This is a genomic window from Advenella sp. RU8, assembly GCF_048381675.1.
Taxonomy (GTDB): Bacteria; Pseudomonadota; Gammaproteobacteria; order Burkholderiales; family Burkholderiaceae_B; genus Advenella.
This window is the reverse complement of record NZ_JBLWIS010000005.1, coordinates 16,999-37,271: the sequence shown is the minus strand read 5'-3', so window position 1 is coordinate 37,271 and position 20,273 is coordinate 16,999. Positions and strand designations below refer to the sequence as shown.

Here is a 20,273-nt window from a genome sequence, read left to right as displayed (position 1 = left end):
TATTGCAGTTTATTTCAAATTGCCGGCGTAAGGTAGCCAGAATTCATTTAGATAGTTCACAATATTGCTTATTAATTTTTTTAATCACGAATTGTTGAGCAATGGGCAATCAAATACAAGAAAACGTAAAAAAACCATCTAAACGCTTCCAGTTGGCAATATTTGTGTTGATTCTGATTGGCGGATACTATGGATGGCAGTATTTTTTCAATCCTTCAGCCGGCAGCAACAATACGGCACAGCCACCAAGCGCCGGTGGCCCACCCTCAGGTAATGGAGCGGGTCCCGGAGGAAGGGGGCGTGTTGCCATGGTGACGCCTGTTAGGGTTGAAACTGTCCAGCAAAAAGATATGGAAGTGAAAGTGCCCGGCTTGGGTACGGTAACCGCGTTCAATACGGTAGAGGTTCGCAGCCAGGTAAGCGGCCCGATTGTGCAGATTGCCTTTGACGAAGGACAAGAGGTCAAGCAGGGAGATCTGCTGGTTGAGATTGATCCCCGTCCTTTCCAGATACAGCTTCAGCAGGCCCAGGGCCAACAAGCCCAGAATGCGGCCGAACTGGCCAATGCCCGGCAGGACCTGAAGCGTTACCAGACACTTTACAAACAGGATTCGATTGCCCGCCAGCAGGTAGATACGCAGGCGGCACTGGTCAAGCGGCTGGAAGCCCAGGCATTAAGCGACCAGTCTGCGGTTGATGAAGCCAGCCTGAATCTTGCCTATACCAAGGTGCTGGCGCCGATTGACGGGCGCCTGGGTTTACGAAATATTGACATTGGCAATCTGGTGACGGCAAATGCCACTGAAGGCTTGGTTACGATTACGCAGGTCAAGCCTATTTCAGTGGTGTTTTCCATGCCTGAAATTCATCTTGCCGAGGTGGCAAGCCAATATGTCAATGGTGCACAGCTGGAAGTCACCCTGATGGATCGCGATAACCGGCAGGAATTGGCAACTGGCGTGTTGTCATCCATGGATAACCGGGTCGATGTAACCACCGGCACCATCAAGCTTAAAGCCAATTTTTCCAATGAAGACGAGCGCCTGTTTCCTAATCAGTTTGTCAATACACGCCTGAAAATCCGTCAGGTGCCACAGGCCATGGCCATTTCCACCGACGCGATCCAGAACGGCTCAAGCGGTCCTTTCGTGTTCAAGGTCGTTGAAGGCAATACCGCTGAAATGGTACCAGTCAAGCTGGGCGTGACCGATGGCATCTATACGCAGATCCTTGAAGGGGTAACGCTTGGCGACCAGATTATTACCGAGGGCGTTGATCGTCTGCGTAATGGTTCCAAAATAGAGATCGTCCAGTGAATATCTCGCGTGCTTTCATTCTTCGGCCGGTAGCCACTACCCTGTTGATGGTAGCCCTTTTCCTTACCGGGATTGCCGCTTACCGTCAATTGGCCATTTCCGCCTTGCCCGAGGTTGATTACCCTACCATTCAGGTGGTTTCCCTGTATCCGGGGGCGGGTCCCGATGCCATGGCCTCTCTGGTCACTTCACCCCTTGAGCGTCAGTTCGGCCAAATGCCTGGCCTGGTGCAAATGAGCTCGTCAAGCTCGGGGGGAGCATCGGTCATTACCCTGCAATTTTCCCTGTCTCTGGATATGAGCGTGGCCGAGCAAGAGGTGCAGGCCGCCATTAATGCCGCGTCCAATCTGTTGCCGGCCGACTTGCCCATGCCACCGGTGTATAACAAGGTGAACCCGGCCGATTCACCGGTGGTTACCCTGGCAATTACCTCGCCTACCTTGCCCTTGTATGAAGCCCGTGACCTGGTTGAAACCCGGATGGCCCAAAAACTGTCCCAAATCTCTGGGGTGGGACTGGTCAGCATTGCCGGCGGACAGCGTCCGGCCGTTCGCATACAGGTGAATCCAACCGCACTGGCGGCCAATGGCATGACGCTGGGAGATGTCCGTAGCGGCGTGACCGGTGCCAATATCAACCAGCCTACCGGTAACCTCGACGGCCCGCGTCGGGCAACCACGATTTACACCAATAGCCAGTTAAAAACCCCTGAAGAATATGAAGCGCTTATTCTGGCCTATCGCGATGGTGCGCCCTTGCGCCTGAGCGATGTGGCGCGGGTGGTGAATAATGCGGAAAACACCCGGCAGGCGGCATGGATTGGCAATGAGCAGGCTATTTTGCTGAACATCCAGCGCCAGCCCGGGGCTAATGTGATCGAGGTGGTTGATAATATCAAGGCATTGCTGCCCCAATTACAGGCTGCCTTGCCTGCATCCATCGTGGTGGATATTGCTTCTGACCGGACCGAAACCATCCGCCAGTCAATTTCGCACGTGCAGTCAGAAATGTTGATGGCGATTGGCCTGGTGGTGCTGGTTACGTATGTGTTTTTGCGTAGCATCAGCGCTACCATCATTCCTTCTATTGTGGTGCCGCTGTCTATCGTGGGTACGTTTGCCGTCATGTACCTGCTTGGATTCAGCCTGAATAACCTGTCTTTGATGGCCCTGACGATTGCCACGGGTTTTGTGGTGGATGATGCGATTGTCATGATCGAAAACATTGCCCGCCATATCGAAAAAGGCGAAACGGTCATGCAGGCGGCGCTCAAGGGGGCGAAAGAAATCGGTTTTACCCTGATTTCCCTGACAATCTCCCTGATTGCCGTGTTGATTCCCCTGTTGTTCATGGGGGATGTCATTGGACGGCTGTTCAGTGAGTTTGCCATTACCCTGGCAGTGGCCATTCTGATTTCCCTGGTCATTTCATTAACCCTGACCCCCATGATGTGCGCCCGCATGCTCAAGCCCGAAAGCGAGTACAGGGGTAATGCCTTCCATGCCAGAATGGGCAAGGCGATTGACGGACTCATCCATTATTACGATCGCCTGCTCAAGATTGTGCTGAGGCACCAGGGCACGACCCTGATGGTGGCACTGGCAACCTTGTTGCTGACCCTGTTTTTGTACTGGTGGATTCCCAAAGGTTTTTTTCCGCAGCAGGATACGGGCCTTATCCAGGTGATTACCGAGGCACCACAATCCTCTTCTTTCCAGCAGATTTCCCAACGGCAGCAGGAAGTGGTTGAGCTGGTGCTGCAAGATCCTGATGTGGTGTCTGTATCATCTTTTGTGGGTATTGATGGCAGTAACACCACCCTGAATACCGGCCGTTTGCAAATATCGCTCAAGGCGAATGAAAGCCGTGACAGCATTGCACGGATCATGCAACGTCTAGAGGATCGTCTGGCACCTTTAAGTGGTATCAAGGTTTATCTGCAACCGGCGCAGGACCTCACGATTGATACCCAGGTTAGCCGCACGCAATATCAAGTCAGCCTTTCAAGCATTGATGGCGAGCTGCTTAAGCATTGGGTACCGGAATTTGTGGGCCAGCTCAGGCAAAGTCCGCTGTTAACCGGGGTCACCGACAACTACCAGAGCGGTGGTTTGCAAACCAATGTGATCGTGGACAGGGATGCGGCAGCGCGTTATGGGGTTTCCATGTCGCAGGTCGATGAGGCGCTTTACAATGCTTTCGGGCAGCGTCAGATTTCCACGATTTTCACCCAGTCAGCCCAATATCGGGTGGTGCTCGAGGTGGATCCCGAGTACGGGCAGTCACCGGCAGACCTGTCAAATGTTTATGTGGCCTCCAGTAATGGCGATCCGGTGCAGCTAACTCAGATTGCCCGCATTGATGACTCGCAAACCTTGCTTGAAGTCATGCGCATTGACCAGTTTCCGGCGGCACTGGTTTCTTTCAACCTGGCCCCAGGGGTTTCCCTGTCTGATGCGGTGGATGTGGTTAACGAGGTGCGGGAGCAGATTGGCATGCCGCTTTCGGTGGAAATGCGTCTGCAGGGGGCGGCCCAGGCCTTTGAATCCTCCCTGTCCAGTACGCTCTGGCTGATGCTGGCGGCTATTTTTACCATGTATATTGTGCTGGGCGTGCTTTATGAAAGCTATATCCATCCCATTACCATTCTGTCCACCTTACCTTCAGCGGCCGTAGGTGCCTTATTGGCCTTGATCATGACCGGGAGGGACCTGGACATGATCGGCATTATCGGCATCATCCTGCTGATTGGCATTGTGAAGAAAAATGCCATCATGATGATTGACTTTGCCCTCGAGGCGGAAAGACATCAGGGACTAAGCCCCAAAGAAGCCATTCACCAGGCAGCGCTGCTACGCTTCAGGCCGATTCTCATGACCACCCTGGCGGCGCTTTTTGGGGCGATTCCATTAATGTTGTCTACCGGTACCGGTGCAGAGTTGCGCCAGCCATTGGGCCTGGCCATGGTGGGGGGGCTGATTTGCAGCCAGATCCTGACGCTGTTTACCACGCCGGTTATTTATCTGATGTTTGACCGGCTTGGCAGCCGGCGTGTAGCAACGCGCAGGGATGAAAGCAGTGAGCCTGTCTAGCCCTTTTATTTCGCGTCCTGTTGCTACCTCATTGCTGGCAGTGGCGATTGCCGTGATGGGGGCGATTGCCTATTACCTCCTGGCAGTTGCTCCCTTGCCCCAAGTGTCTTTTCCCATGATTTCGGTCCGGGCCTCGCTGTCGGGAGCCAGTCCCGAGAACATGGCCTCGAGTGTGGCCACACCACTGGAACGGTCATTGGGCAATATTTCCGGCCTGATGTCGATGAGTTCGACCAATACCGAGGGCAGCACGCGGATTTTCCTGCAATTTGACCTGGACAAGAATGTTGATGACGCGGCCCGCGAGGTGCAGGCCGCCATCAATGCCGCCCAGCCCCTGTTGCCAAGCAGCATGCGCACGCCACCCACATATCGCAAGGTTAACCCGTCTTCCTCCCCCATTATGGCACTGGCGCTAACCTCTGACACCCTTGACCAGGGCCAGCTTTATGACTTGGCCTCAACCATTTTGGCGCAAAAGCTGGCTCAGGTGGAAGGAATCGGTGAGGTGACTATTGGTGGCAGTTCCCTGCCTGCGGTGCGGGTGGATCTTAATCCCTATGTCCTGTCTTCATACGGTATTGCACTGGATGAGGTCCGCTCGGCCATTACATCGGCCAATACCGTGAAGCCTAACGGTTTTCTGGAAAATGCCGAATACCGTTGGCAGATTGGCACGAACGGGCAGTTGAGCAAGGCCAAGGATTTTGAAGACCTGGTCATACGCTGGCAGGACGGGGCAGCGGTCCGCCTGAAAGACGTGGCCAAGGTTTATGATTCGATTGAAAGTGTTTTCAACAGTGGTTTTTACAATAATGAAAAAGCCATTCTGATGCTGCTGCGCAGGCAGGAGTCGGCCAATATTATTAAAACCGTAGATCTGGTCAAGGCCGAATTGCCAGCCTTGCGCCTGCTTTTGCCATCGCAGGTTGATCTGGATATTGTCCAGGATCGTACGCCCAGCATCCGCGCCACCCTGGCCGAGGCCGAATTTACCCTGATCATGTCGGTGGTTCTGGTTACCCTGGTGGTGCTGGTGTTTTTGCAGAATGTGCGCGCTACCCTGATACCGGCCGTTTCAGTGCCGCTATCCCTGCTGGGTACCTTCATTGTCATGTATTTTCTGGAGTATTCACTGAATACCATTTCCCTGATGGCCCTGATTGTGGCAACCGGGTTTGTGGTGGATGACTCCATTGTCGTGCTGGAAAACATTACCCGTCATCTGGAGCGGGGCGTGCGTCCTTTTACGGCGGCACTGCAAGGCGCCAAGGAAGTCGGCTTTACCGTGATGACCATGAGTGTTTCCCTGATTGCGGTGTTTATTCCCCTGTTTTTGATGGGAGGGTTGCCGGGGCGCCTGTTCAGGGAGTTTGCGGTGACCTTGTCGGTGGCGATTCTAATGTCCTTGCTGGTTTCCCTGACACTGACGCCGATGATGTGCGCGCAATGGCTGAAAAACAAGCCTGTTGTCCGTAAGGAGCGCTGGCTGACTCGGCATTGGAACCGTTCTTTTGATGCCATGCTGGATTTTTACAAGAAAACCCTGGGTTGGGCCCTGCGTTTCAGGTTCTTGACTTTGCTGATGCTCTTGCTGACGATAGGCATGAACGTTTACTTGTACGTGATTGTGCCCAAGGGCTTTTTTCCTCAGCAGGATACCGGCATGATCCTGGGTTTTTTTCGGGTGGATCAGGGGACTTCTTTCCAGGCGATGGTGCCCAAGCTGGAAACTTACCGCCAGGAAATTCTCAAGGATCCCAATGTGGATACAGTCATGGGCTATGCGGGGGGACGGGGTGGCAGCAATTCCAGTTTCCTGATGATCCAGCTTAAGCCTTTTGAGCAAAGAGAGTTGTCGGCTAATGAGGTGATTAACCGCTTGCGCAGCAAGTTCTCGACCGTTCCGGGGGCACAGCTTTCCCTGGTGCCGCAGCAGGATATCCGCATGGGCGGACCGGGCGGTGGCTCGACGGGGTCGTATGACTATACCCTGATGTCCGGAGACCTGGAACTGCTTAGGGAATGGGTGCCTAAAGTGCAAAGGGCCATGGTAGCCCTGCCTGAACTGACCGAAGTGAATGCTGCGGTGGAGGATAAAGGACGCCGGATTGAATTGGTGATTGACCGGGAAATGGCCACCAGGTTGGGCGTGGACATGAGCCTGATTGCCGGTTCCCTGAATAACCTGTTCAGCCAGCGTCAGGTGTCCGTGATTTACAGTGAATTAAATCAATATCATGTGGTGATGGGCGTAGAGCAGCAGTATGCCCAGGACGCCCAGGTATTGGAGACGATTGAATTGATGACGGCAGATGGCAGCCGGGTCCCTTTGTCTGCGTTTGCCACTTTTGAGACCGCCAATGCGCCCCTTAGTGTGCGGCACCAGGGATTGTTGGCATCCGATTCAATCGCTTTTAACCTGGCGCCAGGGGTGACCCTCGAGCAGGCCAGCAATGCGATTGAAAATGCCGTTGAGCGCCTGAATTTGCCGACCAATGAAATTCAGGCCGGTTTCGAGGGCAATGCGCAGATGTTTCAACAAAGCACCAGCCAGCAGCCTTTGCTGATTCTGGCTGCGCTGGTGGTGATGTACATTGTGCTGGGCATCCTTTATGAAAGTTATATGCATCCGCTAACCATTCTGTCGACCTTGCCATCGGCCGGTGTGGGCGCTTTGCTGGCCTTGATGATGGTGGGTATGGAGTTCACGCTGATTGCCCTGATCGGGGTATTCCTGCTGATTGGGATCGTGAAGAAAAACGCCATTATTATGGTGGACTTTGCCTTGCAAAAAGAGCGCCAGGAAAACTGTCCCCCCGAGCAGGCTATTTATGAGGCTTGTGTTGTCCGTTTCAGGCCGATCATGATGACAACCCTGGCGGCCATGTTTGGTGCCCTGCCTTTGGTGCTGGCAACCGGTGCGGGTGTGGAAATGCGTCAGCCGCTTGGGGTGGCGATTGTGGGGGGGCTGTTCCTGAGCCAAGTGCTTACTTTGTATACCACACCGGTGGTTTATTTGTATCTGGATAAATTGCGCTGGCGTTTTGCCAGAAAGAAAAAACGTACTGGTGAAGTGTTGCCGGGTACTGAAAGTGAAAGGTTGAAAAATGAGTCAAGCATTGAGCAATGATTCCCGTGTTCCGGGCAGGCATCTCAGGGTTGTGATGGGCATACTGTCCTTGGTCCTGTTAAGTGCCTGTACGGTAGGTCCCGATTATGTGCGCCCCGAGCAGGAAGTAGGGCTTTCCTTCAAGGCTGAAAAGGTGGCAGGCTGGGTGCAGGCAAGGCCTGGTGATGACTTGGCCAAGGGTAATTGGTGGGAACGCTTCAATGACCCGGTGTTGAATGATTTGATGGAGCGGCTGAACGCCGCCAACCAGAATATTGTTCAGGCAGTTGCCCGCTATGATGCCGCCAAGGCCTTGAGTGCACAGGCCCGTTCCGGATTTTTTCCGGTCTTGGGAGGCGGCACCGCCTATGACCGCTCGGGTGGCAGTAACCGTTCTGGCGCATCGCAATATGATGTGAGCGGTTCCCTGAACTGGGAGGTTGACCTGTGGGGAAAAATTCGTCGCCAGGTGCAGGGCCAACAGGCGGCACAGCAGGCTAGTGCAGCAGAACTGGCCAATGTCAGGCTGAGCATGCAGTCGGAGCTGGCACAGAATTATTTTACCTTGCGCATGATTGACGAGCAGAAGCGTTTGCTGGATCGTACGTTAGAGGCGTATGAACGCTCTTTGCGGATGAACCAGAATCGCTATGCACAGGGCGTATCGGCACGGGGTGATGTGGTGGCCGCGATGGCACAGGTCAATAATGCGCGCGCACAGGCCATAGATATTGAAGCCGAGCGGGTACGCACGGAAAATGCGATTGCCGTATTGACTGGCCAGTTGCCTTCCAGCGTGAGCATAGCGCAAACGGCTTTTGAGGTGAAGTTGCCTGCCATTCCCGTTAGCGTACCGGCAACCGTTTTGCAACGGCGCCCTGATGTGGCATCGGCCGAGCGCAGGGTGGCGCAGGCCAATGCGGAGATCGGGGTGGCCCAGTCGGCCTGGTTTCCCGATCTGAACCTGGGTTTATCCGGTGGTTTGCAGGCCGCTACGTTTTCCGACTGGATTTCCTCGCCGCTTAATTTCTGGTCATTGGGGCCGTCTTTGGCGATGACTTTGCTTGACGGGGGAGCGCGTTCGGCCAGTATCGATTATGCAAAGGCTTCTTATCAGGCCGAGGTGGCGGCTTACCGGCAAACGGTATTGACGGCCTTGCAGGAAGTTGAGAATGCAATCAGTACCTTGGCAGTGCTAAATCGTGAGCTTCAGGTGCAGTTACAGGCTTTGGCGGCTTCGCGCGAGTCTTTGCAGATTACCCGCAATCAGTTTAATGCTGGCCTGATTGACTATTTGAGTGTGGTGCAGGTGGAGGCTTCTGCTTATTCGGCGGAGCGTACGGCCTTGCAGTTGGAGAATCAACGGCTTAATACGACGGTGGATTTGATCAAGGCGCTTGGCGGTGGCTGGAGCGGGCAGCTAACACCATAGTATTGGTGTGGTTTGTTTGCGGTGTTTTCCCCGCTTGTGTTAAAACTGTAATATTTAGTTTTTACCCTTTTTTATGGGTGTTTTATGCCGATTTTCAAGTGTGATTCAAAAAGTGACAATCCCCAGGTTTTTCCATTGGACGATATTGTTTGTGGCCTGCGTGAGGCCCGTCATAAGTGGCGGGTATCCCAGAACCGTCAGCACGAGATCGGGGGGCGGCATTTGCCTTCTCCCAGTGCCATTAGTGATGCCCTGGATTCACTGATTGGCGCGCTGTTCCCGATGCGGTTGGGGCCGAATGATTTGCTGCAGGAAACCGAGGATTATTATGTTGGCTATACCATTGGGGTGGCCCTGAATGTGTTGCTGGCACAGGTTCGCCTTGAGGTCAGGTATCAGTATCGCAATGATAATCTGGGTGCCGAGGAGCTAGAGGCCAAGGCGGTAGATATCATGAAGGCGTTTTCGATTGCATTGCCTAAGATTCGCAGTCAGTTGGACACCGATGTGAATGCGGCTTATGTGGGTGATCCTGCAGCAGGCAGTGTTGATGAGGTGTTGTTGTGTTATCCGGGTATTCTGGCCATGATTTATCACCGGATTGCGCACGAGTTTTATACGCAGGATGCGAAGCTGGTGGCGCGTATTATTGCCGAATTGGCGCATAGCCAGACAGGGATTGATATTCATCCGGGTGCACAGATTGGTGAGGGTTTTTTCATTGATCATGGCACGGGTGTGGTGATTGGCGAAACGACGATTATTGGCGAGCGGGTACGGGTTTATCAGGCTGTTACGTTAGGTGCCAAGAGTTTTCCGGTGAATGATGACGGGTCTTTGCATAAGGGCTTGCCAAGGCATCCGATTGTTGAGGATGATGTGGTGATTTATGCCGGTGCAACTATTCTGGGTAGGGTGACCATCGGAAAAGGGGCGACGATCGGGGGCAATGTTTGGTTGACGCATGATGTGGCGCCGGGCAGTTTTGTGAGTCAGGCGACCAGTCGTGATGAGCGGTTTTTTCAGAAGGGCGGAGAGTAGAAAGCTTTTCCTGCCTCTCGTTCAAGCCTCGTTCCCACGCTCCAGCGTTGTAATGCATCCCCCGTTCTTCTTGATACGGTGAAAAAAACACCACCGGTTTGCTCCGACGCCCCTGCGGGCCGAAGTCGCTGCACCGGTGGTGTTTTTTTCACCTTTTACTGGTTTGGACGAATGGGCTCTTTTGGAGAAAACACCACCCTGGCGCTGAGAGGTGCGTATCGGGTTTATTTAGAACCACCCCGTTGCTGCGAGGGAGGTATCGGGTTTATTTAGAACCACCCCGTCAGGCTTCGCCTGCCACCCCTCCACAGGAGGGGAATTTGTTGAACTCTTTTCAATGATAAAAAGGGTTTGGATAATTCCCCTCTGCGGAGGGGTGGCGCGTAGCGCCGGGGTGGTTCTAAACAAGTAGATACCTCTCTCGTAGCCCCGGGGTAGTTCTAAACAAGCAGATACCTCTCTCGCAACGCTGGGTGGTTAAACGCTTTAGTTGTTCACCACCCGCTAATTCCCGCAATCCCGTGCGCACCGTTTTGTTGGGCTACGGGCAGCAGGGTTTCATTCATGCCACCAATGGCAAAAACGGGCAGACCGGCTTCGGCCCCCAGTTCGCTGAAGGCTTCCCAGCCCAGCGGAGGCTGATTGGGGTGGCTGGCAGTGGGTAATACATGACCAAGGACGGCGAAGTCTGCTTGCAGGATGTTGGCGTAGAGCAGATCAGCCAGGTTGTGGGCGGAGATGCCGACAAGTTTGTTTTCGGGCAGGGGGCGCTCTTCCAGCAATAAGGCATCCTGGGCTCGTAATTGCACGCCATCGGCCAGGCTCCACCAGGCTTTGGGGTGGATGCTGTTAATAAGCAGGCGGGCGCCTTTTTCGTGGCAGCGCTTGACTGCTTCCTGCATGAGGGCTTTAAGTGATTCGGCTTTGGGGCCTTCGTCCCAGTCGGGTTCACGCAGTTGGAATAGGTGGACGCCGCGATCTAGCAGATTATCCAGTTTTTCAAGCCAGGCCGGTGCGTTGGCGGCCGAGCCGACGGCGCTGATGGCGTAGCGGTTGGGTATGCTGAGCCATTTCAGGGGGGGAAGGGAGGCGGGCAGGAGTTGGCCTAGTTGTTCGGCGTTTTCGGGCGTGGTCCAGGCCAGGCGCTGGTTTTCCAGGCCGGTGGGGGTGCCTTGCCAGCGGGTGACTTTCCAGAAGGAAAGGTGAACGATGTTTTTGGGGTATTCATGAACAAAGTTGACCCACGGGGTGGCTTGTTCGACAGTGATATCAAGCTCTTCTTTTAGTTCACGGCACAGGGCCTGGAGGATCGTTTCACCGGCTTCTATTTTGCCGCCTGGAAATTCCCACCAGTCTTCCCAGGGTTTGCCTTTAGGGCGTTGTCCAAGCAGTATTTCACCGTTGTCACGGATGATGACGCCAACGGCGACATGAATGTGTGGTTTTGACATGTTTGTGTGTTTTTTTGTCTTAACGGATTGATGGGTTCATGTGGCGGGCAGCCCAGTCGCGGGCGAAATGGCGGGCGACGCGGCCTGAGCGGGAACCACGTTCAATGGTCCATTGCAGGGCTTCGGTGCGGCTGGCCAGGATGTGTTCTTCAGGGCAACCCAGTTCACGCAGCCAGTGATAGACGATGTCCAGATAATCGTCTTGCCTGAAGGGATAGAAGGATAGCCAAAGGCCAAAGCGCTCTGACAAGGAAATTTTTTCTTCCACCGTTTCGCCAGGATGGACTTCGCCATCGCTTTGGTGTTTGGCGTCGAGGTTTTCGCTCATGTATTCAGGCATGAGGTGGCGACGGTTTGAGGTGGCGTAGACCAGCACGTTATCACCTGCTGAAGAGATGGAGCCATCAAGGATGGATTTCAGCGCTTTGTAGCTGGCTTCGCCTTCTTCAAAGGACAGGTCATCGCAGAAAATGATGAAACGTTCGGGGCGGTGGGCAACGAGATCGACAATATCGGCCAGGTCACCCAGGTCTGATTTGTCTACTTCTATCAGTCGCAGGCCCTGGCTGGCGTATTTATCCAGCATGGCTTTGACCAGCGAGCTTTTGCCGGTTCCACGGGCACCGGTCATCAGGACGTTGTTGGCCGGTTTTTTTTCAAGAAAGTGCAGGGTATTGCGTTCGATGATGTTTTTTTGCCGGTCGATGTGCTTTAGGTCATCAGGCCTGATGGCCGAGACATGTTTGACAGCATCGAGCCAGGCGGTGTTGCCTTTTTTACGCCATCTGAAAGCGCAGGCATGCCAGTCAGGCGTTGGAGGGACGGGGGGCAGCCATGCTTCAAGCTGGCCCAGCACGCGTTCAGCGCGTGACAGGAGGGTGGTGAAATCGTGGTTTGTCATTGCTGCAGAGTTGTTTCGAAAATCATCAAAAACAGGTACATTATCATTGAAATAAGGTTTTTCACTATGATATGCGGGTGAGTCGAATATAATTACAGACTTTAACAGCATTCTACATTGATTCTTTTTCTTAATCTGTTGGATTTACCTTGAACTTAGCCGAGATTGTTAGCCCCATTGCCAATGACATGAAAGCGGTAGATGCCGTTATCCGTCAGCGTTTGAACTCTGAAGTCGTCATGATCCGTACTATTGGTGACTATATCATCAGCGCAGGAGGCAAACGCATGCGTCCTGCCATGGTGCTTATGGTTGCCAATGCGCTAGGGTACAAAGGGGCAGACCATCACCTGATGGCCGCTATCATTGAGTTCATCCATACCTCTACCTTGTTGCATGACGATGTGGTAGACGAGTCTGACATGCGGCGCGGTCGCAGTACCGCCAATGCGGTGTTCGGCAATGCGGCCAGCGTGCTGGTGGGCGACTATTTGTATTCCCGTTCATTTGAAATGATGGTCGACATCGATTCCATGCGGGTGATGCAAATCGTGTCCAATGCAACCACCATCATTGCCGAAGGTGAAGTCCTGCAGTTATTGAATGTCCATGATCCCGATGTCTCGGTTGAGCGTTATCTGCAAGTGGTGCGTTATAAAACCGCCAAGCTGTTTGAAGCTGCCGCGCAAACCGGGGCGGTGATTGCCGGAGCAACCCCGGAACAGGAAAAGGCCGCTGCCGAATATGGCTGTTATGTGGGTACGGCTTTCCAGTTGATTGATGATGTGCTTGATTACTCTGGCGATGCCGAGGCACTGGGCAAGAACGTGGGCGATGATCTGCGCGAGGGCAAGCCAACTTTGCCGCTGATTCGTGTCATGCAAGTGGGTACTCCAGAGCAGCGCGACCTGGTTTACAAGGCGATTGAAACCGGCGAGGCTGATTTTACCGAGGTTGCACGGGCGATTCAGGCTACCGATGCCCTTGAATATACCCGTAAAATTGCAGAGGAAGAGGCTGAGCGTGCACTGAATGCCTTGGCACCGTTTCCCGATTCTCCGTATAAAAATGCCTTGATTGGTTTTTGTCATTTTTCAACTAACCGCAACAATTAAGCGTTTTTTTGTTAGGAAGCCTTTGGCGGTTGTGGCAGGCAGTATAAATCTGCATTCCCGCGCAAGAGCGTTGGAACGAGTAGCAACCCTTAAGTACGCTTGTTCCCATGCTCCTGCTTGGGAACAAGCCCTTTAAACATTGCTGGAAACCAGATCGGCATTATGAAACACATAAAGCGGTTTGGCTGGCCAGGCGCTATCGTATACCTGCCATTCTATGCCTTGCTGTCCAATTTGCATGTCTGCGGTTGCCAGGGTGTTTTCATGGTCGCTGTCATTGGCCTGCTTGCGGTAGATGGGGAATTGCGGGTGGCTTTGGTCGGCCAGGATTTGCAATGGCTGGCTGACTCCCTCAGCCAGCATTTGCTGTCCACGCAGCTGGCGCCAGCCCGATGAGCCGGTAATGATTTGCGGGTAATTGAAGGTTTCCTGGTGGATGGCATGGTTGGCATGCACATGATCTGTCGTGATAGTCTTGACGGAACAGATGGATGAAAAAAATTCGATACTAAGCAGTTGGGAGCTGCCCGTATGGGCAAGGCTGACATGAAAACCGCCCGCCCGGGGAGTAGTTTGCAAGAGTTCCACCGCATGTTCCAGCGTGGTCTGGTTTAATAGGGCGCGGGTAAGCACCATGCGCGGAATGCCGCTAGCCACGTGGCGGGCACGCAGGTTGTTAACAGCCATGGCCAGGCCTGCATTGCTCACCCCAAATGTATGTCCAGGAATAGAGGCCGGATACACGAATGAGGTGAAGGCGGGGCCGCTATCTATCTGGTAATGGGCCATGGCGCAATAGCCGTTAAATTCAGGGTAGCCGTCTTCATTGTGGCAAATGCGCCGTTCATTGCGCTGTGCCGTTTGCGGGTATTGCACGGTGGTGCAGCCGTCTTTGCTCATGGCCCAGATGTCACCACGGCAATTCCACAGGAATACATCGGTTTCATCCAGTTCCAGCCCTTTTGACAGTCCCTGGATTTCCTCCCAGATAGCAGGGAAATGCTGTTGCACCCGTGCTTTCATGTCGATGAGCCGAGGGTCATTCCTGAAAGAAGTGATATAAGCCCAGTCGGGTGATTTGAGCAGAAAGGCATGGACGCCGGGTGCACCAAACTCACCCAACTGGCGGCCTGCCTCATGGGCCGAGCCCTTGATATTGATATAAGACAGCATGGAAACACCTTTGGAAAAAACCGAATGAATATTTATACAGGTTTTATGGACTTTCGGGTTTACCTTAAGACCTTATTTTTAACTGTTCATTATCCTATAAAACAGGTTATATTGAGCGTTATTCATCATGCAGGGGATTGCTGGCCCAGCGCATGAAGAACACGAAGCATTAATCCACGTATTCAGGAGTAGACATGTTGAAAAACAAAATGAAAGCGGCCTTGCTGGGCTTTGCCATTACTTTTGCGGCACCTGTTGCCACCACGGCTTATGCCCAGGACAAAGAGCTTATTGTTGCCACCGATACTGCCTTCGTGCCGTTCGAGTTCAAGCAGGATGATAAATATGTTGGTTTTGATATTGACTTATGGGATGCCATCGCCAAAGAGCTGGGCTTGAAATACCGCCTGCAACCCATGGATTTCAATGGCATCATCCCCGGCCTGCAAACCAAAAACATTGATGCTGCCCTGGCTGGCATCACCATTAAAGACGAACGCAAGCAAGTTATTGATTTTTCAGACCCTTACTATGAAAGTGGCCTGGCTATCCTGACGTCAGTCAAAAATGAAAACATCAAAACGGCGGCAGACTTGGCTGGCAAAGAGGTGGCAGTCAAAACCGGTACGGCTACTGTGGACTTCCTGAAAAAAGAAGTGCCCGAGGCCAAACTGAAACTGTTCCCGAATATTGACAATGCCTTCCTTGACCTGGCTACCGGCCGTGTGGATGCGGTTGTTCATGACACCCCTAACGTGCAGTACTATGCCAATACAGCGGGTAAAGGCAAAGTGGTGGTAACCGGTGCCCTGCAAAGTGGCGATTTTTATGGCATTGCTTTCCCCAAAGGCAGCGACATGGTTGAAAAAGTCAACGGTGCCCTGAAAAAACTCAAGGAAAGCGGTGAGTACGACAAAATCTACACCAAGTGGTTCGGTTCTGCCGTGAAGTAATAAACCAGGCTTTTCTGGTATATATGTCAAGGTAATCTGAGGCGGTGATTGGCTTTGTGTCTGGCAATCACCGTTTTCTTTTTTCAGGATTACCGGTTAAAAATTCAGCAAAGGATAGATTATATGGACTTTGACTTGTCGGTTGTTTGGGATGCCTTGCCCAGCTTATGGAAAGGCACCATTGTGACAATCAAAATTACCCTCTGGGGCCTGTTTGGCGGTGCCTTGCTGGGGGCTTTGGCGGGGGTGATCCGTTCTTATGTGCCCGCCTGGTTTTCGGCCGAACTCATCAGTCAACGGCCACTAAGCGGCATATTGCTTCCATTGTTGTCGATGATTGCCCAGGGCTACATCCTGGTGGTGCGCGGAACGCCTATTGTGGTGCAGGTCATGTTCATTTACTTTGCCCTGCCACTGATGGTGGATGTCCGTGTTGATGGGATGAGTGCCGCGATTGCCACGCTCATGATCAACTCGGGTGCCTATATTGCGGAAATCGTGCGGGGTGCCTTGCAATCGGTGCCCAAAGGCCTGTACGAGGCCGGTCAATCCATGGGTTTGCCCTTTCATAAGATCCTGCTCCGCATTATCGGGCCCATTGCATTCCGTCGCATGATTCCCGCCTTGGGTAACCAGTGTATTATCAGCCTCAAAGACTCCTCTTTGTTTATCGTGATCGGGGTTGCCGAGCTGACTCGCCAAGGCCAGGAAATCATGGCCAGTAACTTCAGGGCTGTTGAAATCTGGGGTGCGGTCGCTGTCATTTACCTGATCCTGACAGGGCTGATTGCGCTTATCCTGAAAACGATGGAACATAGGATGCGTATTTTATGAGCATGGTTACTTTTGAAAACGTGGTCAAAAAATTTGGCCACAATACAATTCTCAACGACATCAGCCTGACGATTGAAAAGGGTGAGGTCGTGGTGGTGGTGGGGCCTTCCGGTTCGGGTAAATCCACTTTCCTGCGTTGCATCAATGCCCTGGAAACCATTCAGGGGGGCGATATCCGGGTAGGCAAGCTAAGCGTACGGGGCAAGCCAGCCGAGGTGCGTGAATTGCGCCGGGAAGCAGGGATGGTGTTTCAGCAGTTCAACCTGTTTCCGCAACTAACCGCCCTTGAAAACGTCATGTTTGGTCCGATTCATACGCGTGGTGCCTCCAAGGCGGAAGCTCGCCAGCAAGCAATTGCCCTGCTTGAGAAAGTCGGCCTGGCCGAGCGCATGGGCCATTATCCCGGCGAGCTCTCTGGCGGGCAGCAGCAGCGTGTGGCCATTGCCCGTGCACTTGCGGTTAATCCCTTGTTGATGCTGTTTGATGAGCCGACGTCGGCCCTGGATCCCGAATTGCGTCATGAAGTGCTTAAGGTCATGAAAGATCTGGCCGAAGAGGGCATGACCATGATTGTGGTGACACATGAAATGGACTTTGCGCGCAAGGTAGGAAGTCGCTTAATTTTTATCGATCAAGGTAAAATAGCGCATGATGGCCCGCCATCTGAATTATTATCTAATCCTCCCAGTCAGCGTTTAAAAGACTTTTTACAACACGTCGTATAAGTTAGTATTAGGAATCAGTATGCCTCAGTATCGATCAAAAACTTCCACCCATGGCCGTAATATGGCTGGTGCCCGTGCCTTGTGGCGTGCCACAGGGATGAAAGAAGGTGATTTTGGCAAACCCATTATTGCCGTGGTTAACTCTTTTACCCAGTTTGTGCCCGGGCACGTGCATCTTAAAGACATGGGACAACTGGTGGCGCGTGAGATTGAGGCGGCCGGTGGCGTGGCCAAAGAATTCAACACCATTGCGGTTGATGACGGTATCGCCATGGGCCATAGTGGCATGCTGTATTCCTTGCCTTCCCGCGAGCTGATTGCTGACTCGGTCGAATACATGGTCAATGCACACTGCGCTGACGCCATGGTATGCATTTCCAACTGCGACAAAATCACTCCCGGAATGTTGATGGCTGCCATGCGCTTGAATATTCCCGTCGTGTTTGTATCGGGTGGTCCGATGGAAGCGGGTAAAGTGACCGCACCGGGCACTACTCAGGTAATTGCCAAGATTGACCTGATCGACGCCATGATCAAGGCTGGTGACCCAACCGTATCCGATGCCGAGTCCCTGGAAACCGAACGTAGTGCCTGTCCTACCTGCGGATCATGTTCCGGCATGTTTACCGCCAACTCCATGAACTGTCTGACCGAAGTGCTGGGCCTGTCCTTGCCGGGTAACGGTTCTCTGGTAGCGACCCATGCCAAGCGCAAATCCCTGTTCCTGCGTGCGGGCCGGTTGATTGTTGACCTTTGCAAACGCTATTACGAGCAGGATGATGCTTCTGTCCTGCCGCGTAATATTGCTGCCAAAGCGTCTTATGAAAATGCCATGGCCCTTGATGTGTCCATGGGTGGTTCAACCAATACCGTGCTGCACTTGTTGGCAGCTGCCCAGGAAGCAGGTGTTGATTTCACCATGTCCGATATTGACCGTATTTCCCGCAAAGTGCCATGCTTAAGCAAGGTGGCACCGGCAACCAATAAATATCACATGGAAGATGTGCACCGTGCTGGTGGTATCATGGCCATTTTGGGTGAATTGTCCCGCGCCGGACTACTGGACCTGGATGCTGGCAACGTGCATGCCGGTACCTTGGGCAAAGCGATTGAGCAATGGGATGTTTGCGGTGGCCATGCCAGCGATGAAGTGAAAGAATTTTACAAAGCCTCCCCCGGTGGTGTGCCTACCCAGGTGGCTTTCAGCCAAGAGCGCCAGTATCCCAGCCTAGACCTGGACCGGGCCAATGGCTGTATCCGCGACAAGGCACATGCCTATTCTGAAGATGGTGGCCTGGCGGTGCTGTATGGCAACCTGGCAATCAATGGCTGTATTGTGAAAACTGCCGGTGTTGATGAAAGCATCCTGAAATTTACCGGCAAGGCTGTCATTTACGAAAGCCAGGAAGATGCCACCGCAGGCATCCTGGGCGATGAAGTCAAAGAGGGTGATGTGGTCATTATCCGTTATGAAGGTCCTAAAGGCGGGCCAGGCATGCAGGAAATGCTGTACCCAACCTCTTACCTGAAATCCAAAGGTCTGGGTGCAAAAGCCGCTCTCTTGACCGATGGCCGTTTCTCTGGAGGTTCTTCAGGCCTGGTGATTGGCCATGCTTCTCCTGAAGCCGCTGAAGGAGGCAATATCGGTCTGGTCCAGCAGGGCGATATCATTGAAATTGACATCCCCAACCGTACCATTCACCTGGCGGTTTCTGACGAAGAACTGGCAAGTCGCCGTGTCGCCATGGAAGCCAAGGGTGACCGTGCATGGCAACCTGAAAACCGTGAACGTTATGTTTCACAGGCTTTGCAGGCGTATGCCGCCATGGCAACATCGGCAGATCGTGGGGCCGTACGTGATGTCAGCCAGTTGAAGCGTCGTTAATCGATATATTAGCGATCGGCATAAAATTGCCCCTGAACCGTGATTAGCGGTTTCAGGGGCAATTTTTTTGGAGTTATCTGCGCTGAATCAGGTTGCAATCCTGAGCGTGATTATGCGTCGTCAAGTCGGGCGTGGGCCATGGCGGGATGATCAACAGGCTAATAAATACTCAAGAACTGCCTGCTTGTTTCCCCTGAAAATGATGCGCTCCTGTTTTTGTTCCAACTGATAGCGGTACATGGGATCATAGTATTGCTCAATTAACGGGGTCAACCACGCCAGATGGGCCTGTGCATCGCCTTGTTCCCGGTGCCTGCTGATGGCCTGTTGCTGTATCAGGTTTAATTCCTGGTAAAGCGCGCCGCCGAGTCGTTTCCTGATGGCATACAGGCTTTGTTCCAGATACTGGCTAAAAGCCTGCCATGCCTGTTCCGGGTCTTGTTGCATGAATTCGGCCAGCATCAGGTCGATGTATTCTTCCTGGATATGCTGCACGCGATATTCAAAAGGTTCTTCCAGCAAGACAATGGGTGCCTGTTTCAGATTTTGATAAAGGGCAAGAGGCAAATGGCAGGAACCAATGGTTTTACTTTCATCTTCAACTATCCATGTTGGCCTGTGACCTTTATCCAGATATTGGCGCGCAATGTGATTTTCGAAGTTGATCTGGGTGGCTTGTGGTAGAGCATGACGGCCAAAGGAAGAGCCACGGTGGTGAGCCGCCTTTTCCAGGTCAATACTGTTGGGTAATGCGGCGATGATGGGGGTTTTTCCGCTACCGGTATAGCCGCTTAGAACCAGCATTTTCTGGCGGCTTAGCGTATCCAATTGCTGCAGGCAGAAATTGCGCAGAGTCTTGTACCCACCGATGACCCTTGGGTAGGGCATGCCACTTTCCGCAAGCCATTGCTGGACGATGCGCGAGCGCAAGCCTCCTCTGAAACAATACAGGAAACCATCAGGATGGTTCTTGCAGAACGCCATCCACTGGCTGATGCGTTCTTCTTTAATTGAACCTGAGACGAGTTGGTGCCCCAGCTTGATGGCAGCCTCTTGCCCATGCTGTTTATAACAGGTGCCCACCTGTGCCCGTTCATCATTGGTCATCAGGGGGATATTGACGGTACCAGGAAAGGCACCTAGCTGGAATTCGATAGGTGCCCGCAAATCCAGCATGGGGTGCTGCAGTATATGCGCATATTGGTCGGTATCAAGTGCCGACAGTGGTTGAGAGTTGCTCATG

At 53.0% G+C, this 20,273-nt stretch carries 14 protein-coding genes; 10 read left to right on the top strand and 4 right to left on the bottom strand.

All coding sequences use genetic code 11. The annotated features are described in order from the left end of the window. Window positions 1-164: 164 nt before the first annotated feature. The 5 genes from ACM5Q9_RS07940 to epsC all read left to right on the top strand — a co-directional run bounded on the left by ACM5Q9_RS07940 (window position 165) and on the right by epsC (window position 9,993). A complete protein-coding gene (locus ACM5Q9_RS07940) occupies window positions 165-1,316 on the top strand; it encodes an MdtA/MuxA family multidrug efflux RND transporter periplasmic adaptor subunit (RefSeq protein WP_418144198.1) in 1,152 nt (383 codons plus the stop codon). After that, window positions 1,313-4,408, top strand: a complete 3,096-nt coding sequence (locus tag ACM5Q9_RS07935) for a multidrug efflux RND transporter permease subunit (protein ID WP_418144197.1) — start codon at window positions 1,313-1,315, stop codon at window positions 4,406-4,408. Before ACM5Q9_RS07940 ends, ACM5Q9_RS07935 begins: the two co-directional genes overlap by 4 nt. Beyond that, window positions 4,395-7,541 (top strand): efflux RND transporter permease subunit, encoded by a 3,147-nt coding sequence (locus ACM5Q9_RS07930; protein WP_418144196.1) that lies wholly within the window; start codon window positions 4,395-4,397, stop codon window positions 7,539-7,541. Before ACM5Q9_RS07935 ends, ACM5Q9_RS07930 begins: the two co-directional genes overlap by 14 nt. Further along, the gene (locus ACM5Q9_RS07925; RefSeq protein ID WP_418144195.1) at window positions 7,519-8,952 is read left to right on the top strand and encodes an efflux transporter outer membrane subunit; all 1,434 of its coding nucleotides are present in this window, start codon (window positions 7,519-7,521) and stop codon (window positions 8,950-8,952) included. Before ACM5Q9_RS07930 ends, ACM5Q9_RS07925 begins: the two co-directional genes overlap by 23 nt. Before the next feature lie 84 nt (window positions 8,953-9,036). After that, on the top strand, window positions 9,037-9,993 hold the full coding sequence (epsC, locus tag ACM5Q9_RS07920; RefSeq protein ID WP_418144194.1) for a serine O-acetyltransferase EpsC: 957 nt from the start codon (window positions 9,037-9,039) through the stop codon (window positions 9,991-9,993). Between the two features lie 494 nt (window positions 9,994-10,487). Here the strand turns inward: epsC and ACM5Q9_RS07915 are convergent, their stop codons facing one another. Continuing rightward, window positions 10,488-11,444 carry a Nudix family hydrolase gene (locus tag ACM5Q9_RS07915; protein ID WP_418144193.1) on the bottom strand — a complete coding sequence of 319 codons (957 nt, stop codon included), beginning with the start codon at window positions 11,442-11,444 and terminating at the stop codon, window positions 10,488-10,490. A 19-nt stretch (window positions 11,445-11,463) separates the two neighbouring features. After that, window positions 11,464-12,345, bottom strand: a complete 882-nt coding sequence (locus ACM5Q9_RS07910; RefSeq protein WP_418144192.1) for an ATP-binding protein — start codon at window positions 12,343-12,345, stop codon at window positions 11,464-11,466. A 149-nt stretch (window positions 12,346-12,494) separates the two neighbouring features. Here ACM5Q9_RS07910 and ispB point away from each other — a divergent pair, with 149 nt between their 5' ends. Further along, window positions 12,495-13,460, top strand: a complete 966-nt coding sequence (gene ispB / locus ACM5Q9_RS07905; RefSeq protein ID WP_418144191.1) for an octaprenyl diphosphate synthase — start codon at window positions 12,495-12,497, stop codon at window positions 13,458-13,460. A 132-nt stretch (window positions 13,461-13,592) separates the two neighbouring features. On the opposite strand, the gene ACM5Q9_RS07900 is transcribed toward ispB, so the two are convergent. Further along, entirely contained in the window at window positions 13,593-14,633 is a 1,041-nt protein-coding gene (locus ACM5Q9_RS07900; protein WP_418144190.1) for a C45 family autoproteolytic acyltransferase/hydolase, read from the bottom strand. 194 nt (window positions 14,634-14,827) lie between these two features. Between ACM5Q9_RS07900 and glnH the strand changes: the two genes are divergently transcribed. The 4 genes from glnH (at window position 14,828) to ilvD (ending at window position 19,030) form a co-directional block, all read left to right on the top strand. Further along, window positions 14,828-15,586: a glutamine ABC transporter substrate-binding protein GlnH gene (gene glnH / locus ACM5Q9_RS07895; RefSeq protein ID WP_418144189.1), complete on the top strand. Its 759-nt coding sequence runs from the start codon at window positions 14,828-14,830 to the stop codon at window positions 15,584-15,586. A 123-nt stretch (window positions 15,587-15,709) separates the two neighbouring features. Continuing rightward, window positions 15,710-16,420: a glutamine ABC transporter permease GlnP gene (glnP, locus tag ACM5Q9_RS07890; RefSeq protein ID WP_418144188.1), complete on the top strand. Its 711-nt coding sequence runs from the start codon at window positions 15,710-15,712 to the stop codon at window positions 16,418-16,420. Beyond that, window positions 16,417-17,145: a glutamine ABC transporter ATP-binding protein GlnQ gene (gene glnQ / locus ACM5Q9_RS07885; RefSeq protein ID WP_418144187.1), complete on the top strand. Its 729-nt coding sequence runs from the start codon at window positions 16,417-16,419 to the stop codon at window positions 17,143-17,145. Before glnP ends, glnQ begins: the two co-directional genes overlap by 4 nt. Before the next feature lie 19 nt (window positions 17,146-17,164). Then, window positions 17,165-19,030: a dihydroxy-acid dehydratase gene (gene ilvD / locus ACM5Q9_RS07880; RefSeq protein ID WP_418144186.1), complete on the top strand. Its 1,866-nt coding sequence runs from the start codon at window positions 17,165-17,167 to the stop codon at window positions 19,028-19,030. Between the two features lie 150 nt (window positions 19,031-19,180). Here ilvD and mnmH read toward each other — a convergent pair whose 3' ends face one another. Continuing rightward, window positions 19,181-20,272, bottom strand: a complete 1,092-nt coding sequence (gene mnmH, locus ACM5Q9_RS07875) for a tRNA 2-selenouridine(34) synthase MnmH (RefSeq protein ID WP_418144185.1) — start codon at window positions 20,270-20,272, stop codon at window positions 19,181-19,183. Window position 20,273 lies beyond the last annotated feature (1 nt).

What these genes read in the sequence shown, in the direction of transcription:
- ACM5Q9_RS07925 (WP_418144195.1), top strand. Translation starts at nt 7,519, where the DNA reads ATGAGTCAAGCATTGAGCAATGATTCCCGTGTTCCGGGCAGGCATCTC.
- epsC (WP_418144194.1), top strand. Translation starts at nt 9,037, where the DNA reads ATGCCGATTTTCAAGTGTGATTCAAAAAGTGACAATCCCCAGGTTTTT.
- ACM5Q9_RS07915 (WP_418144193.1), bottom strand. Translation starts at nt 11,444, where the DNA reads ATGTCAAAACCACACATTCATGTCGCCGTTGGCGTCATCATCCGTGAC.
- ACM5Q9_RS07910 (WP_418144192.1), bottom strand. Translation starts at nt 12,345, where the DNA reads ATGACAAACCACGATTTCACCACCCTCCTGTCACGCGCTGAACGCGTG.
- ACM5Q9_RS07900 (WP_418144190.1), bottom strand. Translation starts at nt 14,633, where the DNA reads ATGCTGTCTTATATCAATATCAAGGGCTCGGCCCATGAGGCAGGCCGC.
- glnH (WP_418144189.1), top strand. Translation starts at nt 14,828, where the DNA reads ATGTTGAAAAACAAAATGAAAGCGGCCTTGCTGGGCTTTGCCATTACT.
- glnP (WP_418144188.1), top strand. Translation starts at nt 15,710, where the DNA reads ATGGACTTTGACTTGTCGGTTGTTTGGGATGCCTTGCCCAGCTTATGG.
- glnQ (WP_418144187.1), top strand. Translation starts at nt 16,417, where the DNA reads ATGAGCATGGTTACTTTTGAAAACGTGGTCAAAAAATTTGGCCACAAT.
- ilvD (WP_418144186.1), top strand. Translation starts at nt 17,165, where the DNA reads ATGCCTCAGTATCGATCAAAAACTTCCACCCATGGCCGTAATATGGCT.
- mnmH (WP_418144185.1), bottom strand. Translation starts at nt 20,272, where the DNA reads ATGAGCAACTCTCAACCACTGTCGGCACTTGATACCGACCAATATGCG.